At 40.6% G+C, this 16285-nt stretch carries 15 protein-coding genes, 1 rRNA gene and 2 pseudogenes; 2 read left to right on the forward strand and 16 right to left on the reverse strand.

The features are described 5' to 3' along the window. The 6 genes from JL57_RS28080 to JL57_RS28105 form a co-directional block, all read right to left on the reverse strand. A 16S ribosomal RNA gene (locus JL57_RS28080) occupies positions 1-225 on the reverse strand; the annotation flags it as partial. Between the two features lie 348 nt (positions 226-573). Continuing rightward, positions 574-846, reverse strand: a complete 273-nt coding sequence (locus JL57_RS28085) for a hypothetical protein (protein ID WP_034145195.1) — start codon at positions 844-846, stop codon at positions 574-576. A 145-nt stretch (positions 847-991) separates the two neighbouring features. Next, the gene (gene gyrA / locus JL57_RS28090) at positions 992-3415 is read right to left on the reverse strand and encodes a DNA gyrase subunit A (RefSeq protein WP_034145196.1); all 2424 of its coding nucleotides are present in this window, start codon (positions 3413-3415) and stop codon (positions 992-994) included. Between the two features lie 25 nt (positions 3416-3440). Beyond that, positions 3441-5354, reverse strand: a complete 1914-nt coding sequence (locus JL57_RS28095; RefSeq protein ID WP_034145197.1) for a type IIA DNA topoisomerase subunit B — start codon at positions 5352-5354, stop codon at positions 3441-3443. 227 nt (positions 5355-5581) lie between these two features. Continuing rightward, positions 5582-6007, reverse strand: coding sequence for a universal stress protein (locus tag JL57_RS28100; RefSeq protein ID WP_034145198.1), 426 nt, complete (start codon positions 6005-6007; stop codon positions 5582-5584). Positions 6008-6113: 106 nt separating this feature from the next. After that, the gene (locus JL57_RS28105) at positions 6114-6641 is read right to left on the reverse strand and encodes an HPP family protein (RefSeq protein WP_045690954.1); all 528 of its coding nucleotides are present in this window, start codon (positions 6639-6641) and stop codon (positions 6114-6116) included. Positions 6642-6804: 163 nt separating this feature from the next. Here JL57_RS28105 and JL57_RS28110 point away from each other — a divergent pair, with 163 nt between their 5' ends. Further along, a complete protein-coding gene (locus JL57_RS28110; protein ID WP_291300684.1) occupies positions 6805-7842 on the forward strand; it encodes a metallophosphoesterase in 1038 nt (345 codons plus the stop codon). Here JL57_RS28110 and JL57_RS28115 read toward each other — a convergent pair. The 7 genes from JL57_RS28115 to JL57_RS35815 form a co-directional block, all read right to left on the reverse strand. Then, positions 7827-8381 carry a CBO0543 family protein gene (locus JL57_RS28115; protein ID WP_291300685.1) on the reverse strand — a complete coding sequence of 185 codons (555 nt, stop codon included), beginning with the start codon at positions 8379-8381 and terminating at the stop codon, positions 7827-7829. The genes JL57_RS28110 and JL57_RS28115 overlap by 16 nt on opposite strands. Before the next feature lie 908 nt (positions 8382-9289). After that, positions 9290-9586 (reverse strand): UPF0175 family protein, encoded by a 297-nt coding sequence (locus JL57_RS28120; RefSeq protein WP_034145199.1) that lies wholly within the window; start codon positions 9584-9586, stop codon positions 9290-9292. 463 nt (positions 9587-10049) lie between these two features. Further along, positions 10050-10577, reverse strand: coding sequence for a YkgJ family cysteine cluster protein (locus JL57_RS28125; RefSeq protein ID WP_034145200.1), 528 nt, complete (start codon positions 10575-10577; stop codon positions 10050-10052). Between the two features lie 106 nt (positions 10578-10683). Beyond that, a complete protein-coding gene (locus JL57_RS35805; protein ID WP_366557126.1) occupies positions 10684-10860 on the reverse strand; it encodes a BRO family protein in 177 nt (58 codons plus the stop codon). Between the two features lie 317 nt (positions 10861-11177). Then, positions 11178-11777 carry a Fic family protein gene (locus tag JL57_RS28130; protein WP_034145201.1) on the reverse strand — a complete coding sequence of 200 codons (600 nt, stop codon included), beginning with the start codon at positions 11775-11777 and terminating at the stop codon, positions 11178-11180. A 33-nt stretch (positions 11778-11810) separates the two neighbouring features. Then, positions 11811-12017, reverse strand: a complete 207-nt coding sequence (locus tag JL57_RS35810; RefSeq protein ID WP_291300686.1) for a hypothetical protein — start codon at positions 12015-12017, stop codon at positions 11811-11813. Positions 12018-12057: 40 nt separating this feature from the next. Beyond that, positions 12058-12441: a cell wall-binding repeat-containing protein gene (locus JL57_RS35815; RefSeq protein ID WP_291300687.1), complete on the reverse strand. Its 384-nt coding sequence runs from the start codon at positions 12439-12441 to the stop codon at positions 12058-12060. Between the two features lie 672 nt (positions 12442-13113). Here JL57_RS35815 and JL57_RS28140 point away from each other — a divergent pair. Continuing rightward, positions 13114-14265, forward strand: coding sequence for a 2-hydroxyacyl-CoA dehydratase (locus JL57_RS28140; protein WP_034145203.1), 1152 nt, complete (start codon positions 13114-13116; stop codon positions 14263-14265). Between the two features lie 25 nt (positions 14266-14290). Here JL57_RS28140 and JL57_RS28145 read toward each other — a convergent pair whose 3' ends face one another. The 3 genes and pseudogenes from JL57_RS28145 to JL57_RS28155 form a co-directional block, all read right to left on the reverse strand. Beyond that, positions 14291-14980, reverse strand: a complete 690-nt coding sequence (locus JL57_RS28145) for a DUF421 domain-containing protein (RefSeq protein ID WP_034145204.1) — start codon at positions 14978-14980, stop codon at positions 14291-14293. Positions 14981-15507: 527 nt separating this feature from the next. Further along, positions 15508-15909 (reverse strand): annotated as a pseudogene (locus JL57_RS28150) (helicase-related protein); the annotation flags it as partial. Positions 15910-15967: 58 nt separating this feature from the next. Then, a pseudogene (locus JL57_RS28155) lies at positions 15968-16285 on the reverse strand (hypothetical protein); the annotation flags it as partial.

Here is a 16285-nt window from a genome sequence, read left to right on the forward strand (position 1 = left end):
GGTAGGTTACCCACGCGTTACTCACCCGTCCGCCACTGCCCACGAAGTTCGACATTCGATATTCGATATTCGACCCAAGTAGTCTTTATGGTCTTTTACACCACACAAACTACCTTAAATCGAACCTCGAACCTCGAATATCGAACCTCGAGTAGGCCGTTCGACTTGCATGTGTTAGGCACGCCGCCAGCGTTCGTCCTGAGCCAGGATCAAACTCTCCAAAAAAAGTTATTCAAACTTCTACTATTGAAGAAGATGATTCGCTCATGATTTATTTTGAAACTCCTTCGAGTTTCTCTCATTGGCTGTCCTTGTTGTTTAGTTTTCAAAGACCATGGACGGTCTGGGTGTCACCGGAGCCCGAAGACACTGTCTTCGCACGTATTAACCTTCTTGCAGGATGGCGGGAGGTGACCAAAGACCATGGATGGTGGTAAGGTGCCGTGATGACAGTATATTCAACGGCCGTTCAATCGTGCGCGTCTTTGTGGCGCTCAGTTATAATACCATTTTAGAACTATGCTGTCAACACATTATTTCATAAAATCTCAAATTTCTAGACTGCTTAGATTCCTATCCTTCTAAAGTGTGCTCAATCGTTTGAAATGCTGTTTTAAAGTTGTCATTATTGACAATCTGAGCAATTAAATCTCGCTTCTCTTGCTCTGTGTACTCGTAAAAGATGGGGTTTAAATCCCATACGTTTCCTGCAGGGTAGTATCTCAAATTTGCTCTGACCGTTTTTTCAGTATCCTCATTTTTAAAAACTAAAGTCAAAGCGTAATTGTTAAAATTATATTCATTATCGAATCCCGACCCGTTCACAGTTAAATCGGAAATTTCCATCTCTAAAATACCTCCACTCAAACTCACGTTCGTGTTATATTATGTTGCTTCAGATACTACTTTATTCAGGTATTTTTCTAAAGAACATGGTCAGTCCATTAATCCATTTAATTGCGACCCCACGAACGGAATTAGGTGAACTACTCTAAATAATACTGACCGCAAAGTCATCTAATATTACGGGAATCCATTGCGTTCCAAGTTTTGTCCGGGGCTCCACTTTCACGTTCTTTACAGCAATTTTTGTGACAGTTCCGCTAACTTGGATAATGTTTAATGAGTCATCCTCTTTGACTTGGGCGATCCCTACGATAAAACCTGTTACTACAGGGTCTACCTTGCTGATAGTAATCCCCTTTCCTGCGCGTCCCTGGGGTTTGAATTCGGTAAAGGAAGTCCTTTTTAAAAATCCGCGTTCAGTGATAGTTATAAGATCTCTTAACGAACTCTCTGCTTCAGAATCAGATAATAACAAGGCATCGACAATCCAATCTTCATCGCCTAAGGCTATTCCTTTAACACCCCGTGATTTTCGACCCATAGGATTAATTTCCGACTCTCCATAGCGGATCGCTTGTCCTTTGTGGGTTGCCAAAAATAAATCCCTTGGATCATGGCTAAGGAAGACTTTAACCACTGAGTCACCCTCCTTGAGCCCAATGGCTTCGGGAGAACGAGAGTTTACAAAATCACTAGCTGGACTGCGCATAACCTGTCCATCTTTGGTAACAAATACAAGGTGAACTCCGTCCGAAGTGTCTTTGATGGATAAAGTAGAAACAATTTTTTCGCCCTGTGGCAAAGGAAATAGATTGGTTAGTGGACCACCTTTATCTTTATAGCCGACATCAGGAACTGTTTTGGCATTAATACTGTAGAATTTTCCAGTTTGGCTGAAGAAATAAAGTGTATCCTTTTCTGAACAAGTTATCTTTTCAGCCAAACTATCTCCATCTTTGAAAACACAGATCAGGGCATTAGCTTTGTTTTTCTTGACTTGGAGTGTTGTCCTTTTTATATAGCCATTCTTTGTGAGCATAACTTCGATGAGATTGTCAGGTTCATCAAAAGAACTCAGATCAAATTGATTTCTCATTTCTTCGGGCAAAATGATGGTCCGTCGATCATCTCCATACTGATCGGAAATGTCTTTGAGTTCCTTTTTAATAATGCTGTAGACTTTATTCACATCCGAAAGAATACTTTCTAACTCAGCTATCAACTTTAAGACATCGGCATGCTCCTTTTTAATGCCCTCCAGTTCATAGTTCGTTAAATGTTGAAGTTTCATCTCTAAAATTGCTTGTGCTTGAATCTCAGACAGTTCAAAAGTAGTAATTAAGTTAGCCTTAGCTAAGGAAGGGGTCTTACTGGCCCGAATTATGGCAATCACATCGTCAAGATTATTGATTGCTATAACCAATCCTTCCAGAATGTGTGCTTTCAAACGTGCCTTCTCTAAATCGAATTCTGTGCGCTTGGTGACAACAATTCTTCTATGGGTGATAAATGCAGCATTAATCTCCTTTAGACCCAGAACCTTCGGAGTGCCTTCTGCTGTAATCACTAAGTTAATAATCCCAAACGTATCTTCCATCTGGGTAAACTTATATAAAAGGCGTAAAACGCTGAGAGGATCCGCTTCTTTGCGGCATTCAACCACAAGACGAATCCCTTCTCGATCAGATTCATCCCTAACTTCACTTATTCCCTCGATTTTACCTATGTCAGCAAGCGTTTCTATCTTGGCAGCGAGGGTTGACTTATTAACTTGATAAGGAATCTCAGTAATTACGATTAAGCTTTTACCATTTTTCCCTTGTTCAATGATCGCTTTGCCACGCATCGTGACTTTTCCACGCCCAGTTTTGTAGGCATTTACGATCCCCTCAGTGCCGATGATCACTCCACCGGTAGGGAAGTCTGGTCCACTCACCTTTTCTAAGAGCTCATCGACCGTTATCTGAGGATTATCGATTTGAAGGATCACACTGGCTACAACTTCCCTCAAATTATGGGGAGGCATATTAGACATCATACCTACAGCGATTCCTGAACCCCCATTAACCAGCAGATTGGGGAAAGGGCTAGGGAGAACGACAGGTTCTTTCAAGCGTTGATCATAGTTTGCTTTAAAAAGGACCGTATTTTTCTCGATGTCTTGGGTCATGAGCTGAGATAAATGCGTCATTCTCATTTCTGTGTAACGCATTGCCGCCGCATTGTCTCCATCAATTGAGCCAAAATTCCCTTGACCATCCACCATAGGATAGCGTGTGGACCAGGGTTGGGCCATACGTACTGCGGAATCGTAGATTGACGAGTCGCCATGGGGATGGTATTTTCCCATGCAGTCCCCTACCAGACGCGCAGACTTGCTATATGGTTTGTCCGTATGCATCCCAATTTCGTCCATCGAAAAAAGAATTCTACGATGAACTGGCTTTAGTCCATCCCTCACATCGGGAACAGCCCGTTGCAATATAACATGTTTGGAATAACCCAAGAACGATTCTGGTAAAACGTCTTCAAGGGGACGTTGGCTAATGTTGTCCTCTAATATACTCATTGGGTATTAACCCCTTCCAAAAATTCTACATATCATCGTCAGTAAACACAATATTCTCCATCAGAAAATCACGTCTTGGCTCGACTTGCTCACTCATGAGGATTCTCAGTTTCCGTTCTGCCTCCAGAAGATCATCGATCGTCACCTGAATCATGCGTCGATTGGCTGGATTCAAGGTTGTTTCCCAAAGTTGCTCCGGATTCATTTCCCCAAGCCCTTTATAACGTGAAATCTTGGCTGTCTTGCCCAATTCCTTGAGTTCTTTCTTAAGTTCGTTCTCATCAAAAGCGTAGCGGATTATCTTGCCCCGTTCTTTCTCAACTTTATATAACGGAGATTGAGCAATAAAAACTCGTCCGTTTAAAATTAGCGGTTTCATGTAGCGATAGAAAAATGTCAACAACAGACAGCGGATATGTGCTCCGTCAATGTCAGCATCTGTCATAATACAAACACGAGCATAATTACCCTTCTCTAAATCGAATTCTTTTCCGATACCAGAGCCTACTGCTGTGATAATGCTCCTAATCTCCTCATTTTCTAGAACTTTATCGATCTTGGCTCGGTAGGTGTTAATGACTTTTCCTCGCAATGGAAGGATCGCTTGGAACCGTCGGTCACGACCCATTTTAGCAGAACCTCCTGCACTATCCCCTTCGACAAGAAAGAGTTCATTACGAGATTTATCCTTCCCGCTACAGGCCGCGAGTTTACCGCTTAAGGCCTTAACTTCAGCATCACGAGCCTTCTTTTTCAGTTCCTTAGCTTTCTTAGCAGCTAATCTCAGTAGGCAAGTCGTCAAGGACCGGTTGATAACCTCTTTAGCAACAGCAGGGTTTTGGTCAAAGAATTGGCTTATCCCCTCATTAGTTAGCGACTGAACAATCCCTTCAACTTCCATATTAGAAAGTCTGGTTTTAGTCTGCCCCTCAAATTGAGGCTCTTTAATCTTGAGTGATAGTACACAAGTCAAGCCATCTTTAAGGTCGTCGCCAATTAGATTTTCATCTTTTTTGAAAAGATTATTCCGCCGTCCGTAAAGATTAAAAACTTTGGTCAAAGCCGTGCGAAATCCCGACTCATGAGTCCCACCCTCATCTGTAGGGATATTATTAACATAGGAATGCAGAGATTCGTCGTCTCCATCGTTGTACTTAATGGCACACTCCACAACGACATCATCTTTTTCCCCTTTGAAATAGATGGGCTTCTTATGCACTGGGGAAACACCCGATACTTTATTTAAGTGTTCAATAAAGCCAATGATGCCATTTTGAGCATAAAAGGTTTCCGATTTAGGCTCTCCGCGTAAATCTGTCAGAACGATAGTTAAGTCATTGTTGAGAAATGAAAGCTCCATCAAACGACTGCGCAGGGTATCATATTTGAAGACCGTTGTCTCTTTAAAAATAAGGGGGTCCGGTTTGAAAACGACCGATGTACCTGTTCCTGTCACCTTTTTCCCGATGGTATGTAAATCTGCTTTAAGCTGACCACCATTGATATACTCAACACGATAACGTTTTCCATTCCGTCTTATCTCGACGGTCAAGTAAACAGACAAGGCATTTACGACACTTGCCCCGACGCCATGCAATCCTCCGGATGTTTTATAGGTATTCCCATCAAACTTCCCCCCGGCATGTAACGTCTCAAAGGCTAAACGTACAGCCGAAACTTTTTTGACAGAATGTATGTCAACTGGAATTCCACGCCCATTGTCATCGATCTTCATGGATCCGTCTGGATTAATAGTGACCTCGATTCGATCACAAAATCCAGCTCCAGCCTCATCGATGGCGTTATCAATAATTTCATAAGCTAGGTGGTGCAGACCTCTACTCCCAGTGGAACCGATATACATTCCAGGTCGTTTGCGAACTGCCTCCAAACCTTCTAAGACCTGGATAGATTCTGCATTATACTGTGTTTCTGACAAGACTAGTTCACTTCCTTAATGATTCTCATTTACTAAGCCCTGGATAAGTAGTTTAAGCTTCAGATGAGTAAAACTCCACCCGAAGTCAGTTTTCCTTATCCGATGGTTATCAATAATAAGTACATTATCATCTGATTCACCTATTTGTCCAGAAAACTTACCTGAATAACTCTAATAAAATAATAATGAGAACGCTCAGTAACTGCTGTGCGTTCTCATGACTCTTCTTATTTAACGATCATGACCGGGCATTCTGCCTTGCTTAAAACACGTTGGCTAACACTACCCAGCAAGGAACCAGCGATCGGTCCATATCCGCGGTTACCCATAACCACCAGGTCTACCTCTCCATTCTTAATCTCTTCTAGAATAGCAACCGCTGGATGTCCTGGAATTAACTTCTTTTCGATAGGTACTTTCCCAGGGTCAATTTTGGTCAAAGTTACCGTCAAAGCCTCTCCCCCATAAATACTAATTTCTTCTTGAGGGACACTTATTCCACTAGAGAGTGTATATCCTAAAGCCTCCGGTGTGAAAACAACATGCAGAAGGACGATACGGGAAGCAAACTTCTTGGCAATCTTTAAAGCAACCATCAACGCACGCTGTGCTGTCTCAGAAGCATCCGTCGGGACCAAAATAGTCTTAAACATTTTTATCGCCCCCTTTCTTTGTCCTTGATAATTAATAAACTTCTTTCTTGGCCCCAAAGTTTCAAACTCAATTCTTCGTTTCTTTTTTATAATCTCGAACCTCGAATTAAAGCCAATACCTTGGGTAGTGTCTATTAGGTGATAGGTTATTTGTAAGGACTCCGACCACGACTAAGATGACCATTCCACCTGCTATAGTCACTATATAATCAAGCTGGGCTTTCCCTAAAACGGCAAATAATGCGGTTGCTCCCCCTGGTGGATGTGTTGTCTTTGTTAGAAGCATGATCAGCAAAGCGAGTGCCGTGCCTAAGGCAGGCGTCCACCAGGTTAGACCAAACATCATAAACGTTGTAACACCCGCCGCTGCCGAAAATATTTGGCCGAATACCACATTACGAGGCTGTGAGAGAGGAGCATCAGGAACCCCGTAAATTAGAACCGCAGATGCGCCAAACGATGCCACAATCATCAGATCAAACGTGTTATATAAAAACGTAATAGCCCATATGCCAAAAAGAGTACCTAATAAAGAAAGGATCACATCTAACGGTGGAGGGGAAATAAGGGGAGTAGTTCTCTTGTTACCCTTCATTTTAGTTAGATAGCTAATCAGAAACGACCGTACCTGCACATTAACTCACTCCCAGTCCGAATTTCAATAATTTTAATTATATCTTATTTTGGCTGAGAATTCGTAATCAATGTCACACTTTTTCCAGTAATCATCCACTGTTCAAAGAGGAGACAAGCATGCATAATGGAATTATCCATAACACTCTGATTGGAGGAAGGCTATGAGAAAGCTTCTACTGCTTCCACTGCTTCTGCTCCCTTTTATGTTTCTTCTTACTGTCAATGTATCTGGATCCAAAGCTGCTTTCTCTCTAAATCAAGTTCGAAGTTTACCGACTCTCGGCAAATCTTATGTATCTCCCATCAACTCTTCTCTAAGGTCACAAACAGATGAGTCGCAAGAGATTACACCAGATTTGCGTTTTGGGGTAATTAGCGACACTCACGTAAAAAGTACTGACCCCGTAACCCAAAACAAATTTCAACAGATGCTCATTGATATGGAAAAGCTGAAGGTCCCAAATTTAGTAATCAACGGTGATTTAGGTGATGGGCTGCCGCAAGACTACGATACTTTAGAAAAACTTATTAAGCGAAAGAATAATCGTCCAGCGCTTTATTACACGATTGGAAACCACGAATTTTACAAAGCTTACCATAACCCCATCACAAATGCCTGGAGTCCTGAAACCTTCCCTAACGGTGAAACAAACGAAGCCGCACTCGGTCGGTTTCTCGATTTTACAAAGCGTAGTAAAGTTTATTATGACGAATATTTAAATAGCTATCATTTTATTTTTCTTGGCTCAGAGAAATCGGCAATGACTGATCCTGCCTATGGCGATAGAGCTTATCTATCAGAAGAGCAGTTGGGTTGGCTGGAGTCAAAGCTCAGGGAAAATCATACACCTGGTAAACCCATTTTCGTATTTCTCCATCAACCACTGCTTCGGCTGGGTTCTACCTTAAGTAAGCCAGACTTTGTTATCCAGGCTGATCGTCTACGAGAAATCCTGAATCACTTTCCAGAGGTAATTTTCTTCTCCGGCCATATTCACCGTCAATTGAAGCTTTCAACGACAATCCTCAAACAAGAGTTTACCATGGTAAACAGTTCCTCTGTCGCTCTTCCACGCGATGCCAACGGACAAGCCCTCCCTAACCAAAGTGAAGGTCTAGTCGTCGAAGTCGTAAGAAACAAAGTGATTATCAAAGGGCGAGACTTCCTGACTAAAAACTGGATTCAAGTTTCTCTGTAGGGGTTATTAAAGAGTCTACTATTGTATATATAATTGAATATTAAATACAAAGGTATATAAATAATAAATGAATACCAAAATTCCCAATTTTTCAGATCATACAGAGCTATCCAATTAGCAAATGGTTCACAGACAAAAGCACACAAAAAGGCAAATCCTACTGCTTTAATAATAGGATTAACTTTAGGTTTAAACTGTAATAAAAGCATTACCACAACAGGAAATAACGAATAATTCCAAGGGAAAAACGAATAAAAGCAAGGAAATGGTTTCCAATCATAATGCCATAAACCATAAGATATTCCAATATTATCAAAAGTACTGGTTGCTATAGCAACCGACAATCCTATAAACAGTAATCTTACAGTATCTTTTCTATTACGAATTTTAACCCATACAATCCAAGGCAAAACGATTAAAATAATTTCTAACCACCATCTCCAAGTAAAGACTATCTGGGTAGCCCATATATAAAACAGTTTATTGTTTGCAATTGTAATCATATTATAAACTTCATCTAACATTTTAATATCATTCATATATAATCCCTTCACATTCACCGAGCCCAATAAGATGACAAATTATAACCATAATATTTGCCTCCTCTTAATAAGTCTTGTCAATATCTTTTCAAGAATCGAGTACAAATCCTTTTTTTACTTCCCCTAAATTGAGACCTGTTCTAATTATGAACAGTATTTTATAATTTATCCATATAAGACTCCCACTTCTACAAGTGGAAGTGGGACCCCCGGCTCCGTTTCGTTGACGATAGTCTCCAGTGGAGAGTATCGCCGAAAGCGCACCGCCCTTAACGAATACTATAGCGCTGAGGATTGGTTTCGCCGAGCCGCCTTCCCCAATAGGAACACTTGGCGGCGAAGGAGGTAGAGTCCGTCCTACGGCGTGAAGTATTCGTCAGTGGCTCTGCGCCTTCGGCATAAGTCTCCACTGGAGACTTATGCCGAAGACTCAATGTTCAACTTTAGTTGAACGAGTTCACTATAGTCGTCTTCTTACTTTTCCTTAGCCTGTGTCAAGTCTTACATAAAAAATAAATGACCTCCCGCAACATTTCCGATAATTGCAGATGGTCAGCTATGCATAAAGCGATCTTCTTTTACTATTGATAGAATAGTCGTAGTTATTACCAAAGTTTTATATTGTGCTGTGCATTGCCCATCAGCCCACCTGCACAGACGGGAGAGTAAAAAATAGGTTCGCAGTTCCGGCTCAATTTAAATCATCAAGTATTCTTTGTAGTAGCGTAGGCGATATCCTAAAATCGACGTTCATTAGCTCTGTTATATCGGATTTAAAATCTTTGATTATACAGTTTCCTCATATACAGCATAAGGAATGTATATCTTATTGAATATCTGGGTTAGTACATCCAGCCTGCCTATCTTACTCAGAAATATCAGCGGGCTGGAATTTGATACAATATTTATACACTGGGCCTCTCGCTTTCGTGGTTGGACATGAATTTCAGGTCATCTTCATACATTTCCTCTGTATATTCAACAGCAGGAATATTCAAATGGTTAAGGATATTGATAAATTCTGATAAAGACTTGCCTGCAAGTTGGGCTGCCTTTCCAAGACTTATATCTTTGGATACGAAGAGACCTATGGAAAGGTTGAGTTTTAGTTTATCCTCAAGGGTTTTGCCCTCTATATGCATTGCGTTTATCTCCAATAACACATCCTCAGGCAGATACATGTTGACCGCTATCTGATTCATAATTTTTCACCATCCTTTTAACTTTTATTAATCATACCATAATTTGCATCATTTTTATTGTAAATAATTCAATTCTATGGCTGCTCATTGCGATGGTTCAAGTCACTGATTATTTCCATTATAACACAATTCAAACTGGAACAAGTATGAAAAATGGCTGAACAATTTTAGTCTCTGTCAAGATAGGGCAAAAAATTATTGCTGATCATTCTCTCAATTCAAGTTTCTTTCAATTTATACAGCCACTTTAGGACTGTTCTCCAAGAATTGCGGTCGGCATGCCATTCCCCTGTTTCCATATCAATCTGACGGATGCCTACCTGCTTGACACTCATTCTCACACTTCCAAAGCCAAGTGGTTTGGCCCTTAATCTTCGGTAGAAAGAGTCCCTAAACGGACCCTTACTTCTTCTATAAATTCCTTATAACTTAAATACAGACATACCTCTTCTCCTTCTCTTTTCTACCCCCACAATTCCTGATACCCTTCTTTATATTCTTCAAATTCATCCCTGTAATATTTCTTAAGACGCTTAAAAATTTCAAATATAACAGGGCAGACCGCGCAGTTTTCAACAAGGCTAATAAGCCGTGACCCAATCTCATCTTTGTGAGTAAATGGGTATTCTCTACAGTTTTCAGGCCTGTAGTCATATATTGAGCAACCGTTTTCTGTTAAAAACGGGCAGGGTTTTTTATTAATCCTAAAGCTCTCATCCGTTTTAATAAGGTATCTATCTGTAAATGCGGCGTCTGTCATTCTCAATCTTTCCGAAATCACTTTTATTTCATTTTCTTCAACTAGCGGAACAATGTCTTTGCAGCAATTGGAACATGCAACGCAGTCAAAACCTTCAAACAACTCTTTGTGAAGGTCATTCACAAGCTTGTCCACTTCTTCAGGCTCCTGCTCTTTTAGAAACGACCGCAATATCCAGTTTTCATCCTCTACTTTATTAAATGCTTTTTTCAGCTTATCCGGTGTTAACATAAATTTAACCCCCTCCACAGCATTTATAATTAATTTTTTCCCGCTCAGAAAAATTGCCTATTATAAAATTACCATTTTACTGACCTCAGCAAAATGGTCGTCAATGTCATATCCAGTTTTTGCAAGCAATTCTTGCTTTATCTATTACTTTTGCAAAATTCCTCCATTGTGTATATTCAAGCACGGCAGCAAGTTCTCGAGCATACCAGAACTCGGAACCATCTTCTGAAATGTGTTTTATACTCTCAAAACTTGCATATTCTTTGGCATTTAAATTTGGCATACTTCTGCACCCCCTCTATTATCTTTCATAAGAGTATCAAATTTTTTATGACGGAAAACTCACTATTTTCACCCTGCCATATTGTTTAGCATGTTGTCATCGCATATTCCTCGTCCAAGGGTTATGGTTCCTGTGAGTGATGCGCAGAGAATATGTATTGTTCTTACCATGCCTTCACCGCCATTTAAACTAATTTCTATACCCTATCAAATATCTTTACGTAATCCTCATATATAAAATGCCGGTGCCTTGATTGGTTGTTCGCCTGTTTCAATATTCCACAGCCAACCATAGCTTCTACGACTTTGGCCACCGTATTATAAAGAAGAGTTTAATTCATTGGCAACGGATGGTATCTTTATTATGGGATTTTTTTCAATATACTTATACACAAGCATAGCATTCTTTGATGCCTTACCGAGTACCATTATTTTTTCTATATTCTTATTTCTTATAGCAATAAAGCTTTCTATCTGTTTTATAGGGTTGTCTGCCGCTACGATTATAGCTTTGATAAAAAATTTCACCCACTGTGCATAATTTCCGTTGAGCTGTGTGCTTGAAAGCCTATCAAAATATTCAGCCTTATCCTGGAAGAGATCATATGACAGTGAGATAACCGGTTTTGATAACACTTTATTTTGCAATAACATCAACATGGCAAGTATTCTGCCAACTCTGCCGTTTCCTTTTTCAAACAGGTGGATTATTTCAAATTGGTAATGAACAAGTACAGACTTTATGAGTACATCAATGTTGTCGTCTGCTGTTATAAATTTTTCAAAGTCATCTAAAGCTGATTCCAGATCTTCCGGCGCAGTGGGATTGTACTCTTGTATATTTGAGGAAACATAGGGCTTTAGAAAAATTTGCGTTTCTCTAAACTTTCCAATATTCTTGCAGCCACTATCCTTCAATGCAATGCTTATTTATAAGTGATTAATTTTAATTCACTTTATTTGATTTATGCCTCCCGTATCACCTTCATTAGCCGACAGATAAGAGGACAAGCCGTCGTAGAGGTCCAGCCGACCCAGTCCGACAGTGGGCCAATTATAGACCGTAGGATCAATAATTTCACCTGAAGCAGCTTGCGTAAAGGCCGCTTGGATAGTAGCCTTTTCCCAGACTGCCAAACCACTGATTGTTTCATCCACCTGCTGGCGTGTTGTAACTCCTTCCTGGGGCTGAACTAAATTAGGAACTAGCGTACGTAGTTTGGTTTCTTGATCTGCGCTGATAATCCCTGTCCCTCCCACAATGACCAGATCGGTGGTTGTTCCTTTGTGGGCGGTTAAGAAACTTGAAGCGGGCTTCTGGTATGGTATTATCAACCATAATAACCGGAGAAAAAGAATGCGCAGCCAAATTCCCGGCGGTTAAGGCATCGGCAAAATTCAGACCCGTCACTACATAAACCCGGTCCGTATTAAGGGTTAACCCCTGGGCTATAGCCGTTGAAGTCGCATAACGGTCACTTCCAGCATAACGTACCACTCCTGGCAAACGCTGAGTAATAGCTTCCGGGATAACGTAACTGCCGCCCACCACAATGGTGGAACTGACTTTTTGCGCAGTCAATGCTTGAACTGTGGGATCCGGGAGACATATAGGTTGGATATTCTAATATAATACCATAGTAACATCAACCGTATAAAAGGTAATGGTATTGTCGAAATATGTTAAAAGAGTATGGTCCCCGCATCGCGCCTGGGCCTTACTCTTTTATCTAATCTTATACAAATACCATTTGGGTATAAAAGAGGCCCCCACCGTTTTTGGGTGAGAGCGAAGCTAAAGGGGAGATGTGTCTTATGAATTATCATGCCCGGGATTTGGTTTATCATACGAGGGGGTGAATAGACAAAACATACCAGCGTACAGACTCACTACTTGGATATAATAGGATTAGAATGGTAGATGAGGCTTCTTGAAGAAATACAGCCACACCAACTTACAAGAAGTTATTTGTTCCATTTTATGTAACCAAAAGGGGGAGAGCTTAACGGGCCCCCCTTTCTACATCTTATACAAAAATCAATTGCACGTACTCAACTCAAACTCGATCTCGAACGGCCTTAACTCTCCATTGAACTCGCGTGCTGGATGAATTTACAAATAAATATAAGACAAACAGAAAAAATAATAATGAGAATTGAAGAGGAGAAGGACAATTGGATAGAAATATATTAAAAGTATCAGAGAATTTTGAGATAATTAGGAAAACGCTTGACACAAAAGGAGGTCACTTTGTTGAAATTAACGTTTCCACACATGGGTAACCTTTGGATTATGGCACAAACACTCTTTGAATCGGTCAACATAGATGTTGTTGTGCCTCCAGAAAACAGCAAGCGTACCATTACGCTTGGTACCAGATTTTCACCCGAATCCGCTTGCCTCCCGCTTAAACTTAACCTGGGTAATTTTATTGAGGCGGCGGAAAAGGGTGCTGATACGATAGCAATGACCGGAGGAATCGGACCTTGTCGTTTCGGCTATTACGGAGAAGTTGAACGTCAAATCCTCAAAGATGCAGGATACCCTTATGATGTGGTGATTCTTGAACCGCCGGATGGAAGTTTTCTTGGATTAGCTCAGCGTATCCGCTATTTGGTAGGCAAAAAAGTCTCCTGGGTTAAAATTCTTCAGGCAATGCGATTCGCCTATCAAAAAATTATTGCTTTGGATCAAATTGAAGATATGATCCATGCAGCGCGACCGCGATTAGCTCAAGAAGCAGAGAAATTATACGACGAAGCAAAAAGGCGAATGGCCCAAACTATGAGTTATACAGGAGTACAAGAAGTGGTCCGTTGGCTTAAAGAAAGTATTCGTGAACGGCAATTTAGTCATCAGAATGCTGATAGGGATGAATCTATCGGAGAACCTCTACGTATTGGCATAGTAGGAGAAATTTATACTGTTCTCGATCCGTTTAGTTCTGCAGATGTTGAACAGCAGCTCGGTCAATTGGGCGTTCACGTCGACCGCTCGATTTATTTATCCGGGTGGGTAGGAGAAAACGTATTCCGAGGGTTAATTGATGGGTACCGCTCCATGAATTCTTACCATAAGCTAGCCAAGCCCTATTTGGCCCATTTTGTAGGAGGACATGGTCAAGAAAGTGTAGGGGCTGCCGTAAAGTTTGCCCAGGAAGGGTTTGATGGGGTTATTCAGCTATTTCCTCTTACCTGTATGCCTGAAATAGTAGCTTCTGAGGTTTTACCTAGAGTTCAAAACGACTATCAAATTCCGATTATGAAATTAACCATGGATGAACATACTGGACATACGGGGGTACAGACGCGACTGGAAGCGTTTGTAGATTTATTAGAACGATCACGCATAAATAAATCAAGAAACATAACCAGTGAAGAAGTGAAAAACTTAGCTGGAAAATAAATATGGTTACCTCAACAAAAGGGGTCTACTCTTCATCCCGATAAAGATCAACATAAAGGTTGCCATTAGTAGCCAGCACAGCAAAAGCAACATCCTCTGTGTTTTTAATTCCCTTTTTATTGAGTTCTTGATAGAGCCACTCATGGTTTAATCCACTTTGTAGTAGATTTTTTCCAATTATTTTACCGTCCAAGATTACCTCGGTTGCAAGTCCTCCATAACTGGTTGACAAATTTAGATCTTGGGGAGTTAATGGCCTAAATTGTGATTTTAGCTGAACGCTCAATTTCCCACTTGGCTCAAGAATTGAAAATTCAACTTGATCTATATCAAAAACTTTTTCCTGTCTGAGTTGCTGAACTAAATAATCAAAAGAATAGTTTAACCCAGCCATATTATTTTCAAGGATCTTTCCATTTTTAATTAGAATAGTCGGTTCGCCAGCTAGAACTCTACGAAGTGGCTCGTATTTTAGTGAAAAATATGCGACTAACACGATAATTAGTGTTGTAACTGTTATTGAAAGAATAAAATTTAAAATACCTATCTTAAGATTAAAGGCTAGGTTACCTGCAATAGTCCCAAGTGTTACTCCTGCCACATAATCAAAATAAGTAAGGTGAGCTAGACTTCTTTTTGTTAAAAATTTGGTGGCTGCAAGAAGTAGTATCAGTGCTAAAACTACTCTTAATATTATGGTTAAAGGCTCAAACAAAGGAAATCACCTCCATTGGAAGTCCTCAGGGGAAAATTATTTCAATTTGCATTTTAGAGCTCTATTGGCTTAGTATGCTCTCTATATGTTTCTAAGGATCCTTAGTTATGTTATCATTACATTCTTATACAAATACCATTTTGGTACAAAAGAAGCCCCCACCGCGTTCCCGATGAGAGCAATGAGGAGGAATAAAGGCCCTGAGGGATATTGTACCCAGGATTTGGTTAATCATACGATAATTATGGAATGAAAAGCGAGAATAACCAATTAAAGCCCTGGCAGCCGAGGGCTCTTTTGATTACACATGGTAGAATCGTTTGTAGATGAAGGTATTTCTTGCAATAGAGGGGCTATCCAATTATGCTATTACTTTAAATGATCGTAAAGTTTTTGTGATACTCACTATAAAAAGTAAAATATTTAAGTCTCTTTATTATTGGTACTTAAAAACTTTAACTTTATTGTATTGCAATGAAGGACATCACTGCTTTAGTAACATCAACACTGAGAACAGGAACATCCCCTTATCCCTTTCTCTTATTATCCCTACCCCTTTGAGCGGTAGCTCCGGCACCGCCTCCACGAACATCTCTTTTAGCTCCTCTAGCCCAGGAATCAACCTTTTGTCCATGACCGTCCCTGTTATAATTCCTCTGCTGAGGTCTTGCATTTCCCATGCTTCTCCCCCGCATGGGTGCCGCTTCAGTCAATCGGACCTCTACGGTTTCAGGTTCTTTCGTTATAATTTTCAGCGCGGCGGACAAAAGGGTCACCGAGTCATTGTCTGCTAGTAACTCTTCAACTACCCCTTCTCTCTTGCTCTGGGTCAAGTCTCCGTGAATTCCTTCCGCTGAATAACCACGCTTGCTCAATGCCTCGGAAAGTTCATCCACCCGCCGCTTGGTTCGAGCAAAAACAATGGCCACTAGTTATTGGGGGACAGGACACACAGGACACAAGGGGACGGTTCTTCTGTGTCAACGTCTAAGCCTTTCGGACAATATGGAATGGAAAGCCAGTGATCCTGCATATTTGCCGCAGGCTTAATCCATCATTTCTTAAACGACTCAATATTTTGTTTCGTGCATCCTGGTCCATCTTCTGTAAAGCCGTTACTGGTTTACCTTTCATTATTCTCTTGGTGATTTCATATGCTTCGCTTTCGCTGATTCGTTTGGTCTTATCGCAATCCAGGCAGTGGTCTTCGTTACCTTCTTCTGTGAATTTTTTAAGTCCTTCAATTGCTTTTTTCTTTTCATTATGTACAATGCTTAAGATTAGACTGGTATCAGGAAATGTGGC

The sequence above is a fragment of the Desulfosporosinus sp. BICA1-9 genome, assembly GCF_000802135.1.